This window comes from Mycobacterium appelbergii (assembly GCF_032883035.1).
GTDB lineage: Bacteria > Actinomycetota > Actinomycetes > Mycobacteriales > Mycobacteriaceae > Mycobacterium > Mycobacterium appelbergii.
Map to the genome: position 1 here is coordinate 94,736 of NZ_JAMQTH010000008.1, position 20,815 is coordinate 115,550.

The 20,815-nt window shown below is 66.9% G+C and carries 20 protein-coding genes; 18 read left to right on the top strand and 2 right to left on the bottom strand.

Going from position 1 to position 20,815, the window contains the following annotated elements:
• Positions 1-95 precede the first annotated feature (95 nt).
• The 8 genes from M1247_RS19335 to M1247_RS19370 are packed head-to-tail and all read left to right on the top strand — an operon-like array spanning position 96 to position 8,635.
• Positions 96-2,099, top strand: a complete 2,004-nt coding sequence (locus M1247_RS19335) for a dipeptide ABC transporter ATP-binding protein (RefSeq protein WP_317158003.1) — start codon at positions 96-98, stop codon at positions 2,097-2,099.
• The gene (locus M1247_RS19340) at positions 2,099-2,980 is read left to right on the top strand and encodes an ABC transporter permease (protein WP_317158004.1); all 882 of its coding nucleotides are present in this window, start codon (positions 2,099-2,101) and stop codon (positions 2,978-2,980) included. Before M1247_RS19335 ends, M1247_RS19340 begins: the two co-directional genes overlap by 1 nt.
• Positions 2,981-3,002: 22 nt before the next feature.
• Entirely contained in the window at positions 3,003-4,007 is a 1,005-nt protein-coding gene (locus M1247_RS19345) for an ABC transporter permease (protein ID WP_317158005.1), read from the top strand.
• Positions 4,008-4,649, top strand: coding sequence for a cysteine hydrolase family protein (locus tag M1247_RS19350; RefSeq protein ID WP_317158006.1), 642 nt, complete (start codon positions 4,008-4,010; stop codon positions 4,647-4,649).
• Complete coding sequence (locus M1247_RS19355) at positions 4,646-6,226, top strand: ABC transporter substrate-binding protein (protein WP_317158007.1); 1,581 nt, start codon at positions 4,646-4,648, stop codon at positions 6,224-6,226. The genes M1247_RS19350 and M1247_RS19355 overlap by 4 nt, the downstream gene beginning before the upstream one ends.
• On the top strand, positions 6,226-7,056 hold the full coding sequence (locus tag M1247_RS19360; RefSeq protein ID WP_317158008.1) for an N-acyl homoserine lactonase family protein: 831 nt from the start codon (positions 6,226-6,228) through the stop codon (positions 7,054-7,056). Before M1247_RS19355 ends, M1247_RS19360 begins: the two co-directional genes overlap by 1 nt.
• 8 nt (positions 7,057-7,064) lie before the next feature.
• Positions 7,065-7,586, top strand: coding sequence for a hypothetical protein (locus tag M1247_RS19365; RefSeq protein ID WP_317158009.1), 522 nt, complete (start codon positions 7,065-7,067; stop codon positions 7,584-7,586).
• Positions 7,583-8,635, top strand: a complete 1,053-nt coding sequence (locus tag M1247_RS19370; protein WP_317158010.1) for an isopenicillin N synthase family dioxygenase — start codon at positions 7,583-7,585, stop codon at positions 8,633-8,635. The genes M1247_RS19365 and M1247_RS19370 overlap by 4 nt, the downstream gene beginning before the upstream one ends.
• 1 nt (position 8,636) lies before the next feature.
• On the opposite strand, the gene M1247_RS19375 is transcribed toward M1247_RS19370, so the two are convergent.
• Positions 8,637-9,710 carry an ABC transporter substrate-binding protein gene (locus tag M1247_RS19375; protein ID WP_317158011.1) on the bottom strand — a complete coding sequence of 358 codons (1,074 nt, stop codon included), beginning with the start codon at positions 9,708-9,710 and terminating at the stop codon, positions 8,637-8,639.
• Between the two features lie 167 nt (positions 9,711-9,877).
• Here M1247_RS19375 and ctaD point away from each other — a divergent pair, with 167 nt between their 5' ends.
• The 3 genes from ctaD to M1247_RS19390 are packed head-to-tail and all read left to right on the top strand — an operon-like array spanning position 9,878 to position 13,229.
• Positions 9,878-11,605, top strand: coding sequence for an aa3-type cytochrome oxidase subunit I (ctaD, locus tag M1247_RS19380; RefSeq protein WP_317158012.1), 1,728 nt, complete (start codon positions 9,878-9,880; stop codon positions 11,603-11,605).
• A gap of 42 nt (positions 11,606-11,647) precedes the next feature.
• Positions 11,648-12,886, top strand: coding sequence for a phosphoserine phosphatase SerB (gene serB / locus M1247_RS19385; RefSeq protein WP_317158013.1), 1,239 nt, complete (start codon positions 11,648-11,650; stop codon positions 12,884-12,886).
• Between the two features lie 40 nt (positions 12,887-12,926).
• The gene (locus M1247_RS19390) at positions 12,927-13,229 is read left to right on the top strand and encodes a hypothetical protein (protein WP_317158014.1); all 303 of its coding nucleotides are present in this window, start codon (positions 12,927-12,929) and stop codon (positions 13,227-13,229) included.
• A gap of 6 nt (positions 13,230-13,235) precedes the next feature.
• On the opposite strand, the gene yczR is transcribed toward M1247_RS19390, so the two are convergent.
• Positions 13,236-14,678: a MocR-like transcription factor YczR gene (yczR, locus tag M1247_RS19395; RefSeq protein ID WP_317158015.1), complete on the bottom strand. Its 1,443-nt coding sequence runs from the start codon at positions 14,676-14,678 to the stop codon at positions 13,236-13,238.
• A 215-nt stretch (positions 14,679-14,893) separates the two neighbouring features.
• On the opposite strand from yczR, the gene yczE reads away from it, so the two are divergent.
• The 7 genes from yczE to M1247_RS19430 all read left to right on the top strand — a co-directional run bounded on the left by yczE (position 14,894) and on the right by M1247_RS19430 (position 20,814).
• Positions 14,894-15,574 (top strand): membrane protein YczE, encoded by a 681-nt coding sequence (yczE, locus tag M1247_RS19400; protein WP_317158016.1) that lies wholly within the window; start codon positions 14,894-14,896, stop codon positions 15,572-15,574.
• Entirely contained in the window at positions 15,532-16,374 is an 843-nt protein-coding gene (locus M1247_RS19405; RefSeq protein WP_317158017.1) for an ABC transporter ATP-binding protein, read from the top strand. Before yczE ends, M1247_RS19405 begins: the two co-directional genes overlap by 43 nt.
• Entirely contained in the window at positions 16,371-17,189 is an 819-nt protein-coding gene (locus M1247_RS19410; RefSeq protein ID WP_317158018.1) for an NUDIX hydrolase, read from the top strand. Before M1247_RS19405 ends, M1247_RS19410 begins: the two co-directional genes overlap by 4 nt.
• Positions 17,190-17,191: 2 nt before the next feature.
• Positions 17,192-17,851, top strand: coding sequence for an enoyl-CoA hydratase (locus tag M1247_RS19415; RefSeq protein WP_317158271.1), 660 nt, complete (start codon positions 17,192-17,194; stop codon positions 17,849-17,851).
• 34 nt (positions 17,852-17,885) lie between these two features.
• On the top strand, positions 17,886-18,872 hold the full coding sequence (locus tag M1247_RS19420) for a class I SAM-dependent methyltransferase (RefSeq protein ID WP_317158019.1): 987 nt from the start codon (positions 17,886-17,888) through the stop codon (positions 18,870-18,872).
• Between the two features lie 8 nt (positions 18,873-18,880).
• On the top strand, positions 18,881-20,050 hold the full coding sequence (locus tag M1247_RS19425; RefSeq protein WP_410506908.1) for a class I SAM-dependent methyltransferase: 1,170 nt from the start codon (positions 18,881-18,883) through the stop codon (positions 20,048-20,050).
• Between the two features lie 74 nt (positions 20,051-20,124).
• Positions 20,125-20,814 (top strand): esterase, encoded by a 690-nt coding sequence (locus tag M1247_RS19430; protein WP_317158021.1) that lies wholly within the window; start codon positions 20,125-20,127, stop codon positions 20,812-20,814.
• Position 20,815: the final 1 nt, after the last annotated feature.

A 20,815-nucleotide genomic window follows, 5' to 3' on the forward strand; every position in this document is an offset into this window, starting at 1 on the left:
TGTCAGGCTCGCGGCCCGTGAAAACTGTCAACTGACAGGCCAGCGGGCACACCGACGTGCCGCGGTATCTCCAATCGGACCCTGGGAGCACATCGATGGGCATCGCCGTCTCCACAGTCGACGTTCCCACCGTGCATGCTGCGGTGCCGCCGATTCCAGATCCGGTCGCGGCCGTTGGCGACCTTCGAGTCACCTTCCGCCGCAACGGCCACGACGTGGCTGCCCTGCGCGGAGTATCGCTCACCATCGCACCGGGGGAGATCCTTGGGCTGGTCGGCGAATCCGGTTCCGGGAAGAGCGTGCTGGGGTTCACCCTTCTCGGGCTGCTGCCCAAACAGGCCAGGGTCGACGGGACCGTGCGCGTCACCGGTTCGGACATGGTCAACGGCGACGCCAAGTCACTGCGCAAGGTCCGCAGGCTCGACCTCGGCGCGGTGTTCCAGGATCCGATGACGTCACTGAACCCGACCATGCGGATCGGCCGTCAGGTCGCCGAGGCCGCAGGCAGCGAGGAGGAGGCGCTGCGTCTGCTCACCGCGGTCGGCATCCCGGACCCCAAGCGCCGCCTGCGGGCCTTTCCTCACGAATTGTCCGGCGGCCTGCGGCAACGCGTGATGATCGCCATCGCCATCGCGGGCGATCCGGAGCTGATCATCGCCGACGAGCCGACTACCGCGCTGGATGTGACGGTGCAGGCTCAGGTATTGCGGCTGTTGCGCCGACTGCGCGACGAACTTGGTTGCAGCATCGTGCTGATCACCCACGACCTCGGTGTGGCCGCTCAGATCTCCGACCGGATCGCTGTGCTCTACGCGGGTCGCATCGCCGAGACCGGCCCCACCGTCGACGTACTCGCCGCACCTGCTCACCCATACACCCACGGGCTGCTGCGCTCCCGCCTCACCCTTGGCACGGCCCGCGACCGCCACCTTGCCGCGCTCACCGGCTCGGTGCCCAGCCCGACGGCGCCACTGCCGGGATGCGCGTTCGCACCGCGGTGCGCACTGGCCACCGACGACTGCGCCAAGGCGCCGCCAGATCCGATCATGGTCGCGCTCGATCGGACGAGTGCCTGCATGATGCCGTTCGGCCAGGTCGCGGGCGCGCTCGGCGCCGCGTCGACCAATACGTCAGAGCCGTTTCCGACCGCCGTCGAGCGGACACCCCAACCGCCGTCGGTGCTGCTGAAAAACGTGTCCAAGAGTTTCACCGTTGCGCGACGGTGGCTGGACGGCTCAGCGGGCCAACGCGGCAAACTGCATGCGTTGCACAGGGTGTCGCTGAGCGTCGGCCACGGAGAGTCGGTCGCACTGGTGGGGGAGAGTGGGTCGGGCAAGTCCACGCTCCTGCGCATCATCGCCGGCCTGGAGACGCCGACCTCGGGAGCCGTCGAACTGACGGGCGGCGAACGCCCACAGATGGTGTTTCAGGACGCAGGCGCATCGCTGACACCGTGGCTGTCGGTCGGAGAGCTGATCGCCGAACGCCTCCGCGGCAACAAGTCGACCCGAACACAGCGCCGGGAAGCCGTCATCGAGGTACTGGAGCGCGTCGGCCTGCCCGCCGACATCGCGAAGTCCCGTGCCGGGGAGTTGTCGGGTGGTCAGCGGCAGCGGGTTTCGCTGGCCCGTGCCACGGTGGTGCCGCCTTCGGTGTTGTTGTGTGACGAGCCGACCAGCGCGCTGGATGTGTCGCTGGCCGCATCGGTGCTCAACCTCATCGGCGATCTGCGCCGCACCCTCGACATGTCGGTGGTGTTCGTCACCCACGATCTGTCGGTGGCGCGCGTGGTCGCCGACCGGATCGCGGTCATGTACCTGGGCCGCATCGTCGAGATCGGTCCCGCTGAACGGGTGATCGGCGACTCCGCCCACCCCTACACCCAGGCACTGGTCGACTCGGTTCCCGACCTGGGACGCGAATCCCGGGTACTGGCAGGTGAACCCGCGAGCCCGCTGTCACCCCCCACCGGCTGCACGTTTCACCCGCGATGTCCCGTCGCCATCGACACGTGTGGTGACGCGGAACTCGACGTCCGCTTGGAGGGTATCGCCGGCAACCCGCACCAAGTGGCGTGTATCGAGAGGCAGGCGGACTGATGGCGATTGCCGTACCTGCCACCGCCACAGCCCTGCCGCGCCGCCGGAAGGGCCGATTGGTGGCGCTCCCGCAGCCGAGTTCCACCGTCGTGAACTCGATCGGCGTCTCTCTGGTGATCGTCGTGACGCTGATCGTCATCGCGGTACCAGTGCTTGCGCCGCACGACCCCCTGCTGCCGGTCGGGATGCCGCTACAGGCCCCCGGTGAGAGCGGCTTCCTGCTCGGCAGTGACAGCGTCGGCCGCGATGTGTTGTCCCGCGTGCTCTACGGCGCGCGCTCCAGCTGGTTCGCGGCCCTGGTCGTGGTGGCGGTCGGTCTGCTCATCGGTGGCCTCATCGGTTTGATCGCCGGCGCGACGGGCGGCTGGGTGGACACGGTCCTGATGCGTATCACCGATGCGTTCCTGTCGCTGCCCGCACCGGTTCTCGCCATCGCGGTGGTCGCCGCCCTCGGCCCCAGCTTCGTGCACACGCTCATCGCGGTGTCGATCGTATGGTGGCCGTTCTACGGACGACTGGTCCGCGGTGAGGTGGCCAGGCTGGCCGCGCGTCCGCACGTGGAGGCCGCGAAACTCGCCGGGGTGAGCCGGTTCCGGCTCGCCGGACGGCACCTGATGCCGGGAGCGGTACCGAATGCGCTGGTGGCCGCAAGTCTCGATATCGGCACGCTCATCCTCACTCTCGCGGCGCTGTCGTTCCTGGGACTGGGGCAGGCCGCACCCGCGCCTGAACTGGGCGCCGACTCCGCGCGCAACCTCAGCTACTTCTTGCAGCAGTGGTGGATCCCCGTCATGCCGGGTCTCGGCGTGCTGGTGCTGGCCCTGATCGGAAACGTCGCGGGGGACTGTCTGCGCAACCTGATGAAGACGGGTGGCCGATGAGCACAAGCAAGGGGCAGCAGCGATGAAGACCTTCGTGGCGATCCGACTTGGCGCGATGGCGGCGATCCTGATCGCCCTGACCGGGGTGATGTTCGTCCTTCAGCACATCTCGCCGCTGGACCCTGTCAAGGCGCAGTTGGGGGCACAGGCCTCGGCTGATGCTGTGGCCGCGCGCCGGGACGCCCTCGGGTTGAACGAGCCGGTGCTGGTGCAGTTCTGGAACTACCTGACCGGCGCGGTGACCGGCGATCTCGGCACGTCCTATCGCACCCGACACCCGGTCCTGTCCGATCTCGGCGATTTCCTGCCCGCCACACTGGAACTCGCGCTGTACGGGCTGGCCATCGCGATCCTGCTGGCGGGTCTCCTGGCATTCAGCACGACTTTGCGGTGGCGTGGCGCAAACCTGTTGCGGGCGGTACTGTTCGCGGGTTCGTCGGCACCGATGTTCCTGCTCGGGATCCTCGGCCTGATCGTGTTCTACCAGATGTTGGGCTGGGTTCCGGCCAACGGGCGCACCGGAATACCGAATGCGACCGACGGGCCGACCGGGCTGCTGACCGTCGACGGACTGCTGCATGGCCGCCTCGATGTCGTCGGTGACGCGCTGCACCATCTGTTGCTGCCCGCGTTCGTCATCGCGATCGGGCCCGCCGTGGCGATCGGCAGAGTGCTGCGCAGCAGCCTGCTCGGTGACATCGACAGCGACTACGCCCGCACCGCCCGTGCCAAGGGGCTCTCCGAGGGCCGGATCCTGGCACGGCATGTACTGCGGAACTCCGTCGGCGCCGCACTCTCGATGACCGGTCTCCAGGTGGGCCTGATGTTCTCGGGTGTCCTGGTGATCGAGCAGGTCTTCGGCTGGCCGGGAATCGGCCAGTACATCGCGCAGAGTATCCCGGTCGCCGACTTCCCGGCGATCGCCGGCGTCACCCTGATGCTCGGCGCTCTCTACGTCTTCATCAACACCGCCGTGGACCTACTCCAGGCGGCCGCCGACCCACGCATCGCAGCAATAGGAGGATAGGTGCCCAAACAGCCACTCATCGTGGACAATCCCGTTCTGGTCGTCGTCGACATGCAGGAGTCAGGCGGTATGCCTGTCGACGAGGTGGGTATTCCTCACATGCCCGGCTACGACGAGCGGATCGAGCGCGCGCAACGGCTGATCGCCGCGGCTCGGGCTGCCGGGGTGCCGATCGTGTTCTTCCAGGAAGTGCACCGCGCCAGTGGAATCGACTTCGGTCGCGAACTGGACGGCACCGAGGGCGTGCATTGCATCGACGGCAGGCCCGGGACGGCACTTCATCCGGCGCTGCTCCCTGAACTGGACGGGCCGAACCAGGAGTTCCACATCGTCAAGCGCCGTTATTCGGGCTTCATCGGCACTGAGTTCGAGATCGTGCTATCTGGACTCAAGGCATCCACGCTGATCCTTGTCGGCGGACTGACGGACGTGTGTGTCCACTACACCTTCGCCGACGCCCACCAGCGCGACTTTTACGTCCGGGTGGTCTCCGACTGCGTGGGCGGCTCGTCTCAGTACCGCCACGACGCCGCACTCGATGCGATGGAGTACCTGCAGGCCGGCGCCCTGCGTACCACCGAAGAGATTCTTACCGCATTCCGCCAACTCAGCACCCCGATCCTCGAGGGAGTCGCACGATGACCAGGAGACTCCGCTCGCTGGCCGCGCTCAGCGCAGCTGCTGTACTTGCGTTGAGTGCGTGTGGAGGTTCTGATTCCGGCGGCGGCACACCGAACGCCGCGCCGACCGACAAGGTTCTGCACGTCTCGTTCCTGCAGGACCCCGGGCAGCCACCGGACCCCGACATCTTCTACGCCGGTCAGGGTCTGCTGCTGACCACCAACATTTACGAGGGTCTGCTGCAGTACAAGTCGGGCACTGACAAGCCGGAGATCGAACCGCTGCTCGCCACCGAGTGGACCGAGTCACCCGACCACCGCGTCTTCACGTTCAAACTGCGCGAGGGTGTCGTGTTCCACGACGGAACCCCGTTCACCTCGGCCGCGGTAAAGGCATCCTTCGACCGCCGGGCGGCAGTGAACCAGGGCCCCGCCTATATGGTCAAGGACGTCGAATCGGTGACTGCGCAGGGTGATTACGACGTCACGATCACGCTCAAGGCGCCCAACTCGGCGTTCCTCGACTACCTTGCGGCTCCATACGGGCCCAGGATGCTCAGCCCCGAGGGTTTGGCGAAGAACGCGGGTGGCGACAACACACAGACCTACCTGACCAACCACGATCTCGGGACCGGTCCGTACACACTGACCGCCGCGGAGATCGGATCCCGCTACGCGCTCGCGGCCTACCCCCAATACTGGGGTGAGAAGCCATACTTCGAGAAGGTAGAGATCCCGGTCATCACCGACGTCTCGGCACAACAGCTGCAGTTCAACAACGGTCAGATCGCCGCGATCATGCACGACCTTCCGTCCTCGGCGGTCGAGCAATATCTCAACGACGACAAGTTCGCCAATTACTCGTTGCCGACGATGATGTCGAACTACCTCTACCTCAACCCGCGCAAGGGCATGCTGACCGATGTCGCGAACCGAAACGCCGTCGTGGCGGCCATCGACGTCGACGCCCTGGTCAAGCAGACCTACTTCGGCCGCGGCAAGAAGGCCGAGCAGGTCTACCCGCCCAACATGATGGCACCGGAGTTCGCCAAACAGTCCGTCACACACGATCCGTCGGTGCTGACCAAGCTCGCCGCGAGCCTGCCCGCCGACCAGAAGTCGATCACCATCGGATACGACTCGTCCAACCCGGACAACCAGCTGATCAGTAATCTGATCCAGACCCAGCTCGCCGCGGCGGGGCTCACCGCCAAGGTGCAGAGCTATCCGACGTCGGAGATCTACGGCTGGATCGGCACCGACGGGCAGTCGGCGCCGGAGATCTACTCGGGGACCGGCTGGCCGGATGCCCCCTCGCCTTACACGTGGGGACACATCTCCTTCGACCCCGACGGCGGCCTGAACTATCTGGGCTGCTCTGCGCCGCCGATCACCACAGCTCTGGCCGAGGGATTGGCCACCGGTGAACCACAACCGTTCTCGACCGCGGCCGAGGAGGCAGTCAGGACGGGATGCTGGCTGAACATGGCCGACGTGGACGACTTCGTGGTCGCCCAGCCCTGGTTGAAGGGCGTCGAGCAGGCGCACGTGGTCACGAATCCGAACTCGCTCCGGCTGTTCAACCTCTCGGTCGGCTGATGTCGACCCTCATCCGCAAGGGCGGCGTGCGGCGGATCATCCTGCTGACACTGGGCTGGGAGGAACTGCCGAAGTCGGTGTCGGTGTACGGGGCGCCCGTCGAGGAACGCATGCGCGAACCGGTGCCCGGTGTACTGCTGCAGACCGACGGTGGTTGGGTGCTGCTCGACACCGGGTTCAACACCGCGCTGGTACGGGATCCCGCGCTGTACCGGCGGTTCTTCCCGACCGTCGAGTACCGGCCGGTGCTGCCCGGTCCTGGCGAGCCGATCGAGCAGCGGCTGGCCGAGGTCGGAGTTGACTTCGACGATATTCACACCGTCGCAGTGAGCCATTTACATCACGACCACGCGGGCGGACTGAAGCTGTTCGCGGGAAAGGTGCCGGTGCACGCCCAGCGTCGCGAGTTGGAGTACGGGCTGTCCAATCACCCCGAGCCGGAGCGCAACGCGATAGTCCGCGTCGACTTCGATGACCCCAACATCGAGTGGCGTCTCGCCGATGGCGAGGCCGAGATCGCACCGGGAATTACAGCGGTGCCGACGTACGGTCACACGCCGGGGCATCAGAGCTTCGTCGTTGAACTCGACCAGTCCGTTGGCGGTGACGGATTCGTGTTTGCGTTCGACGCCGCCGATCTGACCGAGAACATCGAACACGAACTGGCGATCGGCGGATTCATCGACGTCGAGCCCGAAGAGACGATCGAGCCCATCCGCAAGCTCAAGAAGCTGGCAGGCGACAAGGGTTATGAGTTGATCCCCGGCCACGATCCGCACGTCTGGCCGCAGCTGACGCAACACTTCCACGACCGGTTCGGAAACCCGTAGTGGATACCGTGACATCCGACCGCGCAGGGATGTGGCGGCGGACGCTTCTGGTCGACGCCGACGGCTCCCGGGACACGGGAACCGACGTCACCTGGTTGCAGGGCCCGACGGCCTACGTCGACTCCCGCGGATTCGCGGGCAGGCTGGGTGTGCGCGGCGACGTGTTCGAATGGCATCGCGACGTTGACCTGCAAGAGCCGGGTCCGTTTCCGGACGCGGGCAGGATGCATTGGGACGGTGAGACGTTGGTCGAGACGGGCATCCACGAGCAGTACGTGGAGCACTGGGTTCGCGAACCCGGGCCGACGACACCGTGCGGCGCCACGTTTGTGCGAGGGCCTGGCGGCGCATCCGGACTTCTGGTACGCGTCGGTGCGCGCTTCGGTTGGGGTGGTGGCGGAGTGGTCGTGATCGGCAATGTCGGCGGGTCGAGGTGGCGGGCGCTCGGGATCGGGTGCTCCGGAGGTCAGATCCAGACCAACGGCGTGCGCTGGACAGTCGAACATACCGAAGGGGAATTGAATCTATGAGTGGCACAACAGCATTCACATCGGTGCCGATCGTCGACATCAGTGGGCTGCGGTCTGCCGACCGGGTCGAGCGTGAGCGCGTCGCCGCCGAGATCGGACGCGCGGCAAGCGATGTCGGCTTCTTTTACATCAGCGGATCTGGTGTCGACGAGTCCGTGTTCGACCGGATGCTCGGGGCGACCAAGGCATTCTTCGCGCTACCGGCGGAGGAGAAGATGCGCACCTACATCGGCCTGTCGCGGTGCCACCGCGGCTACGTGCCGGTCGGCGAGGAGGGGATGGAGACCGGCCCGCCCGACCTGAAGGAAGCGTTCGACACGGCACTGGACCTGCCCGCCGACGACCCCGATCACCTGGCAGGCAATCCGATGCTCGGCCCGAACACATGGCCGGATCTGCCAGGTTTCGCAGCTGCGGTGACGGCCTACTACCAGGCTGTCCTCGGAGTGGGCCGGCAGCTGCTATGGGCGTTTGCGGTGGCACTCGGCGAGGACACCGACGTGTTCTCCAGGCACGCCACCAAGACGCCGAGCCAGTTGCGTTTGATCCACTACCCGTACAACCCCGACGCCGAGGACGCACTCGGCATCGGCGCCCACACCGATTACGAATGCTTCACGCTGCTCAAACCCACCGCACCCGGGCTCGAGGTCATGAACGGCGAGGGCGAGTGGATCGACGTGCCTCCGGTGCCAGGCACCTTCGTCGTCAACATCGGCGACCTGCTCGAACTGTGGACCAACGGCGCCTACGTCGCCACGAGTCACCGGGTCCGCAAGGTGCGTGAGGAGCGGTACTCCTTCCCGCTGTTCTTCAACGTCGACTACGACACCGAGGTGAAACCGCTGCCACAGTTCACCCCGGCCGACGGGGTGCAGCGGCCGTCGCTACGCGCGGGGGAACACCTGTTCGCGCAGACCGCGCAGACGTTCGCGTACCTGCGCAGGCGAATCGACAGCGGTGATCTGGTGCTGCCCGACGGCGCGCTGGCGGTGGGTCAGTTCGGCCGGCAGGCACTGCAGGAGGTCGGCTCCGCCGACCGGCTGTGATTCAGTTGATGGGCGCGTTGACCCAGCGCAGGTCCGCCAGGATGCCACGGGCCGCCACGATGTTCTGACCGGTCTGCCACACCTCGTTGTTGACCACGAACACCCGGTTGTCCTTCGTCGCAGACAGGGCCCGCCAGGCGTCGCTGTCAAGGATCTCGGTGGCATGGTCGCGGGCCGCCGGTGAAGCGAACGACACGTAGACGATGTCACCTTCAGCGATCGAGTAGTCGGCGTCGGCGGTGCCCAGCTCGATGTAGGGCTTGTCGGTGAACCGTTGTGCCGCAGGGCGGTCCAGCCCAACCGTGGCCAGCACGCTGGCCGGGAAGTTGTCGGCGCCGAAGACCCGCACGGTGTTCTCGGTCAGCTGCACCACCGAAGCCTGGAAGTGGGGTGCGTCGTTGTCGGCACCCGCCCGGCGGGCGTCCTGGTCGAACGTGTCGAGCAGTTCGGAGGCCGCATTATTGCGACCCGCCGCGGCGGCCACCGTGCGCAGCGTGTCCTGCCACCCGGCACCGGGAGCCCCGGTGAACACGGTCGGCGCGATCGCCGACAGCGCGCCGAAGGCCTCGGGCGTCAGCGCAGAGGAGCCCAGGATCAAGTCTGGTTGCGCGCGCTCGATCGCCGCCAGGTCCGGGGCGCTGCGACTTCCCGCAGGAGCCGCGTCATGGATGACCGTGCCCAGATATGACGGCTGGCCCGCGGCGCCGTCGGGCAGGGCGGCCGCGACGATGCGTGACTGCAGGCCCAATGCGCACAGGGCGTCGAGCTGATCGCCCGAGAGCACCACGATGCGCTGCGGGTCACCCCGAACCTCGGTGGTCTCCGGAACATCAGCGCCATCGACGCGCGCATTACGCACCTCGCGGGCCGCTTCATCGGCGGGGGCGGGGTCGGCCGCGCAGGATTCGTCGGGCCTGCGGTCATTGCCCAGGACACCCGCGTCGGCGATCTTGGTGACGCTCGTCGACATCGGCGGCGCCGTTGCAGGCGTCGCGCCGTCGGAACCGCACCCGGCGGCCAGCGTCGCGACCGCGACAATCAGCACTGCGCTCGCCAGCGGTCGGGTGATCAGCACGGGCCTGACGGTAACATTCGGCTGCTTCCTGGCTGGTCAGCGCGCCGCACGGCGAAGTTGCGCGCCATTTACGACACTTTGTAGGACCCAGGGGCGCCCAGGGTCCGGGGAGCGATAGGATTCAGTCCGATAAGCGGGAGTTTCCCGACGAATCTTTGGAGGATCTCTTGGTAGCCGAAGCGCCCCCAATCGGAGAACTCGAGGCACGTCGTCCGTTTCCGGAACGCATGGGCCCTAAAGGCAACCTGATCTACAACCTGATCACGACGACCGATCACAAGCTGATCGGCATCATGTACTGCGTCGCCTGCTTCGCGTTCTTCGGAATCGGCGGATTGATGGCGCTGTTCATGCGGACAGAGTTGGCGATGCCTGGTCTGCAGTTCTTGTCGAACGAGCAGTTCAACCAGCTGTTCACGATGCACGGCACAGTGATGCTGCTGTTCTACGCCACCCCGATCGTGTTCGGGTTCGCCAACCTGGTCCTGCCGCTGCAGATCGGCGCCCCCGACGTGGCGTTCCCGCGCCTCAACGCGTTCTCGTTCTGGCTGTTCCTGTTCGGCGCGCTGATCGCCCTGGCCGGCTTCATCACCCCCGGTGGTGCGGCCGACTTCGGCTGGACGGCCTACTCGCCGCTGACCGACGCCATCCACTCGCCCGGCGCGGGCGGTGACCTGTGGATCATGGGTCTGGCCGTCGGTGGTCTCGGCACCATCCTCGGTGGCGTCAACATGATCACCACCGTGGTCTGCATGCGGGCACCGGGTATGACGATGTTCCGGATGCCGGTGTTCACCTGGAACATCCTGGTGACCTCGATCCTGGTGCTGATCGCCTTCCCGCTGCTGACCGCGGCACTGTTCGGCCTGGCCGCCGACCGGCACCTGGGCGCCCACATATACGACCCATCCAATGGTGGCGTGTTGTTGTGGCAGCACTTGTTCTGGTTCTTCGGACACCCCGAGGTGTACATCATCGCGTTGCCGTTCTTCGGCATCGTCAGTGAGATCTTCCCGGTGTTCAGCCGTAAGCCGATCTTCGGTTACACGACGCTGATCTACGCCACCATCAGCATCGCGGCCCTGTCGATCGCGGTGTGGGCACACCACATGTACGCCACCGGCGCGGTGCTGCTGCCGTTCTTCTCGTTCATGACGTTCCTGATCGCCGTTCCGACGGGCATCAAGTTCTTCAACTGGATCGGCACCATGTGGAAGGGCCAGTTGACGTTCGAGACGCCGATGCTGTTCTCGGTCGGCTTCCTCATCACGTTCCTGCTCGGCGGCCTGTCGGGTGTGCTGCTGGCCAGCCCGCCCATCGACTTCCACGTCACCGACAGCTACTTCGTGATCGCGCACTTCCACTACGTGCTGTTCGGCACCATCGTGTTCGCCACCTACGCGGGCATCTACTTCTGGTTCCCCAAGATGACCGGACGGCTGCTCGACGAACGCCTGGGCAAGCTGCACTTCTGGCTGACGTTCATCGGGTTCCACACCACCTTCCTGGTGCAGCACTGGGTCGGTGACGAAGGCATGCCGCGCCGCTACGCCGACTACCTGCCGTCCGACGGGTTCACCACGCTCAACGTGATCTCGACCATCGGGGCGTTCATCCTGGGCATCTCCACGCTGCCGTTCGTCTGGAACATCTTCAAGAGCTGGCGCTATGGCGAGCCGGTCACCGTCGATGACCCGTGGGGCTACGGCAACTCCCTGGAGTGGGCCACGAGCTGCCCCCCGCCGCGGCACAACTTCACCGAACTGCCCCGGATCCGTTCCGAGCGACCGGCATTCGAGCTGCACTACCCGCACATGGTCGAACGCATGCGCGCTGAAGCCCACGTCGGCCGTGCGCACCATCCGGAGCTCGAGCCGGTGGACCAATCCAGTTGATGGTCGGCAACATTCGGGGAGTGCGTCGAAGGTGACTTGTTGATGAGCTCCTCGAACGAGCGCTCATCGCTCTTGATCACGGTCACCGGGGTCGACCAACCCGGCGTCACCTCAGCCCTGTTCGAGGTGTTGTCCCGGCACAAGGTTGATCTGCGCAACGTCGAACAGGTCGTCATCCGCGGCCGGCTGACGCTGGGCGTGCTGGTCGCGGCCTCGCGGGAGGCGATCGACGGCCCGTTGGGCGCCGACGTGGAGGCGGCGATCCATGGCGTGGGCCTGGACGTCACGATCGAGCGCAGTGATGACCTGCCGGTCATGCGGGAGCCGTCTACGCACACGATCGTGGTGCTGGGCCGGCCGATCACCGCGGAGTCGTTCGGTGTGGTGGCGCGCGCGGTCGCCGAGCTGGGCGTCAACATCGACTTCATCCGCGGCGTCTCCGACTATCCGGTGACCGGTTTGGAGTTGCGGGTTTCAGTCCCCGCCGGAGCGGCCTACGGCCAACTCCAGTCAGCATTGGCCCAGGTGGCGGTCAGCGAAGCGGTCGACATCGCGCTGGAGGACTACAGCCTGGCCCGACGTGCCAAGCGGCTGATCGTCTTTGACGTGGATTCCACGCTCATCCAGGGCGAGGTGATCGAGATGCTGGCGGCCCGGGTCGGCGCCGAGGCGGCCGTTGCCGAGGTGACCGAGGCCGCCATGCGCGGCGAACTGGACTTCGCCGAGTCACTGCACCGGCGGGTGGCGACGCTGGCCGGGCTGCCTGCCGAAGTGCTCGACGAGGTCGCCGAGCAATTGGAGCTGACGCCCGGCGCGCGCACCACCATTCGCACCCTGCGCCGTCTTGGCTTTCACTGCGGGGTGGTGTCCGGCGGCTTCCGCCAGGTGATCGAGCCGCTGGCGGCTGAGTTGATGCTCGACTACGTGGCGGCCAACCATCTGGAGATCGTCGACGGCAAGCTCACCGGCCGGGTGATCGGTCCCATCATCGACCGGCCGGGCAAGGCCAAGGCGCTGCGCGATTTCGCCAGCCAGGCCGGGGTTCCGATGGAACAGACCGTCGCGGTCGGCGACGGCGCCAATGACATCGACATGCTCGCCGCGGCGGGGCTCGGGGTGGCGTTCAACGCCAAGCCCGCATTGCGTGAAGTCGCGGATGCCTCGTTGAGCCATCCGTATCTGGATACCGTGCTGTTCATCCTCGGCATCACGCGCGGCGAGATCGAGGCCGCCGACGCGGTGGACGGTACCTTGCGCCGTGTCGACATCCCAGACGGCTGACCAGTTTCGCGCGCCGGGTGCCCTCACGTAGGGTGTGGGAATGGCTAAGGCGAGGCACGCAGTTCTGATCGGCGGCTTTGCGGTCGTTGCGGTTCTAGGGCAGCTGTCTGTCGCCGCGCCGGCCGAGGCGAAACGATGCCCGTCGGGCACGGTGCAGTCCAAGTTCGAAGGGGTCTGCGTCAAAGGCGCAGCCAGCGGTGTCGCGCCGCCGGTGCTGACACCCAATGCGGGTGGCAACGGCGCACAGATCGTCAATCAGCCGGGCCAGCTCCCGACGGTGAACGGCATCCCCTGCACCATCGAGCATTACGGCACCTGCCTGGCGATGAGCCAACAGCCCTAGCACCGGCTAGATGACGACTGCGTGCGCTTCGGGCGCCGTCGTCCCAGTGATCGAGTGCCACGCGCGCACCAGGAGCTCCACGGCCTCCTCCAGTTGAGGTTCGGGCAGCGCGTAGGGCAATCGGATGAAGCGCTCAAGGGTGCCGTCCACCCCGAACCGCGGGCCGGCGGGCAGATCCAGTCCGAGTCGTGACGCGGCCGCCGACAAAGCCGTGCTCATCGGCGCAGGCAGTTGCACCCACAGTGACATTCCGCCCCGGCCGGGCCCGGGCCGCCAGTCGGGTAGCTCGCGGGCCAGGAGCGAAACCAGAAACTCCCTGCGTGTTCGAATCAGCTCACGGCGCTCGGGAAGCACGGTGTCGCGTACCTCGAGAAGTCTTGCGGCGGCTAGTTGCTCGAGGATCGGGGTACCGAGATCCAGTGACGGACGGATGGCGGCGATCGCGGCCAAGGTGGCAGGCTCGGCCCGGATCCAGCCCACCCGCAGGCCACCCCAGAACGACTTCGACGTCGAGCCGATGGTCAGCACCAGGTCGCCACGTGGCACCGACGCGGCCAGTGGCGCGGGCGGCGCTTCATCCATCCACATGTCCATGATCGATTCGTCGACGATGGTGCGGGTGCGTGTCTCGGAGATGATCTGTCCCAACCGTTTCCGATCCGCGGTCGCCATCGTGAATCCCGTCGGGTTGTGACTGTCGGGCACCAGGTAGGCCAGGCTCGGCGCAAGTTGGCGCAGCGCGGCGTGGACGGCGTCGATCTCCCAGCCGTCTGTGGCGAGTGACACCGGCACCGCACGGGCGCCTGCGGTCGAGATCGCCGACAGCGCACCGTGGTACGTGGGCTGTTCGACGAGGACGCGGTCGCCGGGCTGAGTGTGGGTGGCCAGGATCAAACCGATGGCGTGTTGGGCTCCGCTGGTGATCATGACCTGGTTCGGACTGGTCGGCAGCCCTCGTCGGCAGTACCGTTCGGCGACCGCTGCACGCAGAGCGCCGACGCCCATCAGCTCGTGTCCGGGCTGCTGGAGATACGGGGCGATGTCGCGGGTGGCCTCGGCGAACGCCTCCAAGACGGCGGCACACGGCGCGGACAGGGCCGCGGCAGCCAGGCTGGCGCTCGGAGTGCGGCCCTCCACGATGGCCTCCGCGGGGCGTAAGGGCAGCGCGGCGATCCCGCGGGCGCCGCGGCGCGCGTTGAGGTAGCCGTCCTCGCGCAGCTGGGTGAACGCCGCGGTGACGGTGGTGCGGGACACGCGCAGTGCATCTGCCAGGGCCCGCTCACTGGGCAGTCGTGAGCCGACCGGTACGCGGCCGTCGACGATGAGAAGCCGAATCGCGTCGGCCAACCCGAGATAGGCGGGGCCGCTGAGACTGGATGTGCGCCAGTTGCCAAGTTCGCGGGCCAAAAGGTCCACATCGAGTGCGCGTGCCGCCATGTCGGTACTCATATTGATGCCAGTATCCGTCAACTGGCTATTGATGAGCAAGCCAGATGTCACGATTATCGAGTCATGCGGACAAATTGGATATCTCGCCTCGCTGATTCGCTCGCCGAAGCGTTCACCTGGAGAGCGCCTAGTAGCGGTTTCGACTACGTCGATCGGGACGAGGAACGCATACGTCGGGAACTCGAACTCATCCGGTTGCGCTTCCAGCACCATTCATGACCAGCGCGTTGCTTCGCGGCGCGATGCTGCTGGGCGGCTACGGCTCGTCCATGGCGATGATGGTGCGGGCCGGGCTGGGACTGGACCCCTGGGACGTGTTCCATCAGGGATTGACCCGGCACACTCCGATGACGATCGGCGCGGCCTCGGCCGTGGTCGGTGTGGTCGTTCTGCTGGCCTGGATCCCGCTGCGGAACCGGCCGGGTATCGGCACGGTCGCCAATGTGATCGTCATCGCCATCACCGTCGATGCCGTACTGGGAGTGCTGCCCGCGCCGTCGGCACTGCCGGTACGGATCGCGATGATGGTGGGTGCTGTGGTGCTCAATGCCATCAGCACGGTGCTCTATATCGGCGCCGGATTGGGGCCTGGCCCGCGCGACGGACTGATGACCGGCCTGGTGGCCCGCACGGGACTGTCGGTCCGACTGGTGCGCACCGGCATCGAAGCCGTCGTGCTCCTGGTCGGCTGGGTGCTCGGCGGAACGGTCGGCGTCGGGACCGTGCTCTACGCGTTCGGTATCGGTCCGCTCGTACAGCTGTTCCTTCGACTCACCCCGCGTTCCATGCTGTTCCACGATTTCGGGAACGGACGCGACCGAGCGCGCCAGGATCGCATCACTACGATGAGCGGGTGCCCGCAACCGGAGACGAAGCACCCGACCCCGACCTCCTGATCGACTTCGCCAGGGTCACCCTTCGACGTGGCGGCAACACCCTCGTCGGACCCGTCACCTGGGCCGTCGAACTCGACGAACGCTGGGTGGTCATCGGGCCCAACGGTGCAGGCAAGACCTCGCTGCTGCGGATCGCCGCGGCCACCGAACACCCGTCCTCCGGCACCGCCTATGTACTCGGCGAACGACTGGGCCGCACCGACATGTCCGAACTGCGGTCCAGAGTGGGGCTGAGCAGCTCAGCGCTGTCGCAGCGGATACCCGAGGACGAGGTGGTGCGCGATCTCGTGGTGTCGGCCGGATATGCGGTGCTGGGCCGGTGGCGGGAGAGCTACGAGGACGTCGACTACGCCCAAGCCGTCGACATGCTGGAAAGCGTCGGCGCCGAACACCTGGCCGAGCGCACCTACGGCACGCTGTCCGAAGGCGAACGCAAGAGGGTGCTGATCGCACGGTCGTTGATGACAGATCCGGAACTGCTGCTACTGGATGAGCCCGCCGCCGGACTCGATCTCGGCGGTCGTGAGGAGTTGGTGGCGCGGTTGTCCGACCTGGCCGCCGATCCGGACGCCCCGGCGATGGTGCTGGTCACCCATCACGTCGAGGAGATTCCGCTGGGCTTCAGCCACGGGTTGATCCTGTCCGAGGGGCACGTCGTCGCGGGAGGCCTCCTGGCCGACGTGCTGACCGCGGAGAATCTGTCGAAGGCCTTCGGGCAGGCGATCGCCTTGGACGTGATCGACGGGCGGTACTTCGCGCGGAGAATGAGAAGCCGTGCAGCGCACAGGAGGCGAGCATGACCGAGCCGAACGCCCCGGATCCGGTGGCGCCCTTGGCGCCCCGGCCTGCTGCGACGGTGATGTTGGTCCGTGACACTCCGGCAGGCATCAAGGTGTTCCTGATGCGCAGGCACGCGGCGATGGAGTTCGTCGCCGGTGTCATGGTGTTCCCGGGTGGCGGTGTCGACGATCGCGACCGCAACGCCGACATCGGCTGGTTCGGACCTGCCCCGTCCTGGTGGGCGGACCGGCTCGGCGTGGACACGGGCCTGGCCGAGGCCCTGGTGTGTGCCGCGGCACGCGAGACCTTCGAGGAGTCCGGGGTGCTGTTCGCCGGACCGGTCAATGATCCGGACGGCATCGTCAGCGACGCGTCGGTGTACGGCGATGCGCGTGCCGCGCTGGCCAGCAATTCACTGTCGTTCGCCGACTTCCTGCGGGATGAGAAGCTCGTGCTGCGAGCGGATCTGCTGCGGCCGTGGGCGAACTGGGTGACGCCCAAGGAGGAGCGCACCCGCCGCTACGACACCTACTTCTTCGTCGGTGCGCTGCCGGCCGGGCAACGGGCCGACGGTGAGAACACCGAGGCCGACCAGGCGTTCTGGAGCACGCCGCAGGAAGGGCTCGACGACTTCGCGGCAGGGCGGAGCTTTCTGCTCCCACCGACCTGGACTCAGCTGGAGTCGCTGAACGGGCGCACTGTCGCCGAGGTGCTGTCGGTTGAGCGCAAGATCGTCCCGATCGAGCCGAATCTCGCTGTCGGAGAAGGTAACTGGGATATCGAGTTCTTCGACAGTGAACGCTACAACGCGGCGCGCAATCATCGGGGACCATGATGATGACCGGTCACGAATTCGTCAGCGTCGTCACCAACGACGATGCGCCGGGCATCGCCACGTTGCTGTTGTCCCGGCCGCCGACCAACGCACTGACCCGGCAGGTGTACCGGGAGATCACCGCGGCCGCCGCGGAGCTTGCCGGCCGCCCCGACATCAAGGTCGTGATCCTGTTCGGTGGACACGAGATCTTCTGCGCGGGGGATGACGTGCCGGGCTTGCGCACGCTGAACGCCGAGGAGACCGCCGCGGCCGACCTGATGCTGCGGCAGTGCGTCGCGGCGCTGGCCGACATCCCCAAGCCCACCGTCGCGGCCATCACCGGCTATGCGCTGGGCAGCGGGCTGACCCTGGCGCTGGGCGCGGACTGGCGGGTCAGCGGTGACAACGTCAAGTTCGGATCGACCGAGATCCTTGCCGGTCTGGCACCGCGTGGGGGCGGCGGTTCCAGGCTGGCCGGCGCCATCGGGGCGAGCAAGGCCAAGGAGCTGGTGTTCAGCGGACGTTTCGTCGGGGCCGAAGAGGCGCTGACGCTGGGGCTGATCGATGAGATGGTGGCCCCTGACCACGTGTACGACGCCGCACTGGCTTGGGCCCGGCGTTTCGCCGATCAGCCGGTGGAGGTGCTGGCCGCCGCCAAGGCTGCTGTCGACCGGCCGTGACGAGCACCGGACGGCGGCCATTAGGCTGCCCTTCATGACGGATATCAAGGACGCCGAGCAGCCGGCTCCGAACCCGCACGCGACGGCCGAACAGGTCGAGGCTGCCCGCCACGACACCAAGCTGGCCCAGGTGCTCTACCACGACTGGGAGGCCGAGTCCTACGACGACAAGTGGTCGATCTCCTACGACCAGCGTTGTATCGACTATGCCCGCGGCCGGTTCGACGCCATCGTGCCTGACGAAGAGCAGCGGGACCTGCCCTACGACCGGGCCCTGGAGCTCGGCTGCGGTACCGGGTTCTTCCTGCTCAATCTGGTGCAGTCCGGGGTGGCGCGACGCGGATCGGTGACCGACCTCTCACCGGGCATGGTCAAGGTGGCCACGCGCAATGGGCAGTCGCTCGGCCTGGACATCGACGGGCGGGTTGCCGACGCCGAAGGCATTCCGTACGACGACAACACCTTCGACCTGGTCGTCGGCCATGCCGTGCTGCATCACATTCCCGACGTCGAGCTGTCGTTGCGTGAGGTGGTCCGGGTGCTGAAGCCGGGCGGCAGGTTCGTGTTCGCCGGTGAACCCACCAAGGTGGGTAACACCTATGCCCGCGCCCTGGCCGACCTGACCTGGAAAACGACCGTTCAGGCGATGAAGCTGCCCGGTCTGGGCAGCTGGCGGCGCCCCCAGGAGGAGCTGGACGAGAATTCGCGGGCGGCCGCGCTGGAGTGGATCGTCGACCTGCACACCTTCGAGCCCGCCGATCTGGAGAAGATGGCCGGCAACGCGGGCGCTGTCGAGGTACGCACCGCCAGCGAGGAGTTCACCGCCGCGATGCTGGGCTGGCCGGTGCGGACGTTCGAGTCGACCGTGCCTCCTGGGAAACTCGGCTGGGGCTGGGCGAAGTTCGCTTTCGGTAGCTGGACCACGCTGAGTTGGGTGGACGCCAACGTGTGGCGACGCGTGGTCCCGAAGGGCTGGTTCTACAACGTGATGGTCACCGGAGTGAAGCCGGCGGGAGAATAAGGCCCACGCTGTTCGATATTGGAGCCGTCGCCTATCTGCGTTCCGAGGCGGGGGCGCAGGCCCTGCGCGAGGTTGGCCGGTACCGGTTGGCCGGAGCCAGCCTGGTCAGTGACATCGCCTCGGTGCGAACGCAATTCGGGGACCGGGCCCCGGTGCTGGTGGAGACCGTGCAGCTGCGCCGTCGGGCCACCGCCAAGTTCGCCGACCCGTCGTCCTGGTTGTTCACCGACGAGGCGCTGCAACAGGCCACGGCCGCGCCGGTCGCCGCGCACCGTGCCCGCCGGCTGACCGGGGCAAGGGTTCACGACGCCACCTGCTCGATCGGCAGTGAGCTTGCCGCACTGCGTGCTTCGGCGGCCGATCTGGTGGGCAGCGATATCGATCCGGTGCGGTTGGCGATGGCGGCCAACAACCTCGACGGCGGCCGTGTGGTGCCGCTGTGCCGGGCGGACGCACTGCGCCCCATCACCGGTGACGCCGTGGTGATCCTGGACCCGGCGCGTCGCCAGGGCGGCAGGCGCCGGTTCGATCCGCGTGCGTTCACGCCGGCCCTTGACGCGCTGTTCGATGTCTACCGGGATCGGGACATCGTCGTGAAGTGCGCTCCCGGAATCGATTTCGATGCGTTGGCGCGGATGGGCTTCGACGGTGAAATCGAGGTGACATCACTTGCCGGGGGAGTGCGGGAGGCCTGCCTGTGGTCAGCGGGCCTCGCCGGTGCGGGGGTGCGCCGACGGGCCACCCTGCTCGACCGCGGCGAGCAGATCACCGACGCAGACCCCGACGACTGCCCGGTGGCGCCGGCAGGCCGGTGGATCGTCGACCCCGACGGTGCGGTGGTGCGGGCGGGGCTGGTGCGGCACTATGCGGCGCGGCACGGACTGTGGCAACTCGACCCCGACATCGCCTATCTGTCCGGCGACGAGTTGCCGGCCGGACTGCGCGGCTTCGAGGTATTGGAGCAACTCAGCTATCACGAGCGGCGGTTGCGCACCGCGCTGGCCGCCCGCGACGTGGGCGCGGTGGAAATCCTGATCCGTGGGGTCGACGTGGACCCCGATGTACTGCGGCCACGGCTGCGGTTGCGTGGATCACAGCAATTGACGGTGGTCATCACGCGGCTCGGATCCGGGGCACAAAGCCGTGCAACGGCATTCATTTGTCGGCCGTCCCGGTGACCGGCACGTACCCTGACAGTGATGCGCCGGCGTTCGAGCCGGCGCGAATTCATCGCCTGCGAGGACGACTGACGATGCGAATCTCCACAGTGACAGCGCTGCTGGCGGCCGGAGTGCTGGTCGCCTGGATGGGTACCACGGTCGCGACCGCGCAACCGGCATGTGCGGAGCTCGACGGCACCGTCGACGCCGACCAGACCTGCCAGGTCCACACCGCCAACGCGGCCTACACCCTGGACTACAACTTCCCGGTCGGTTATCCCGACCAGCAGGCCGTGGCCGGCTACCTCACCCAGACCCGCGACGGGTTCATCAACGTCTCGGAGATGCCGGGGTTGCGTGACCAGCCTTACGTGCTGGACGCCAAGGGCACCGAGTACACCTCCGGCACGCCTCCGCGCACCCAGAGCCTGGTGTTCGAGGTGTACCAGGATGTCGGCGGCGCCCACCCGCAGACCTGGTACAAGGCGTTCAACTACAACCTGGCCACCCGGGCACCGATCACCTATGACACCTACTTCAAACCGGGTGCCAAGCCGCTGGACGTCATCTTCCCGATCGTCGAACGTGAACTGCAGAAGCAGTCCGGAGTGGAGCAGGCGATCCCGGCAGGTGTCGGCCTCGATCCGAGGCACTATCAGAACTTCGCGATCACCGATGATGCGGTGATCTTCTTCTTCGGCCAGGGTGAATTGCTGGCTGAGGCCGCCGGCGCCATCCAGGCATCCGTACCGCGTTCGGCACTGGCGCCTCTGCTGGCGTAGC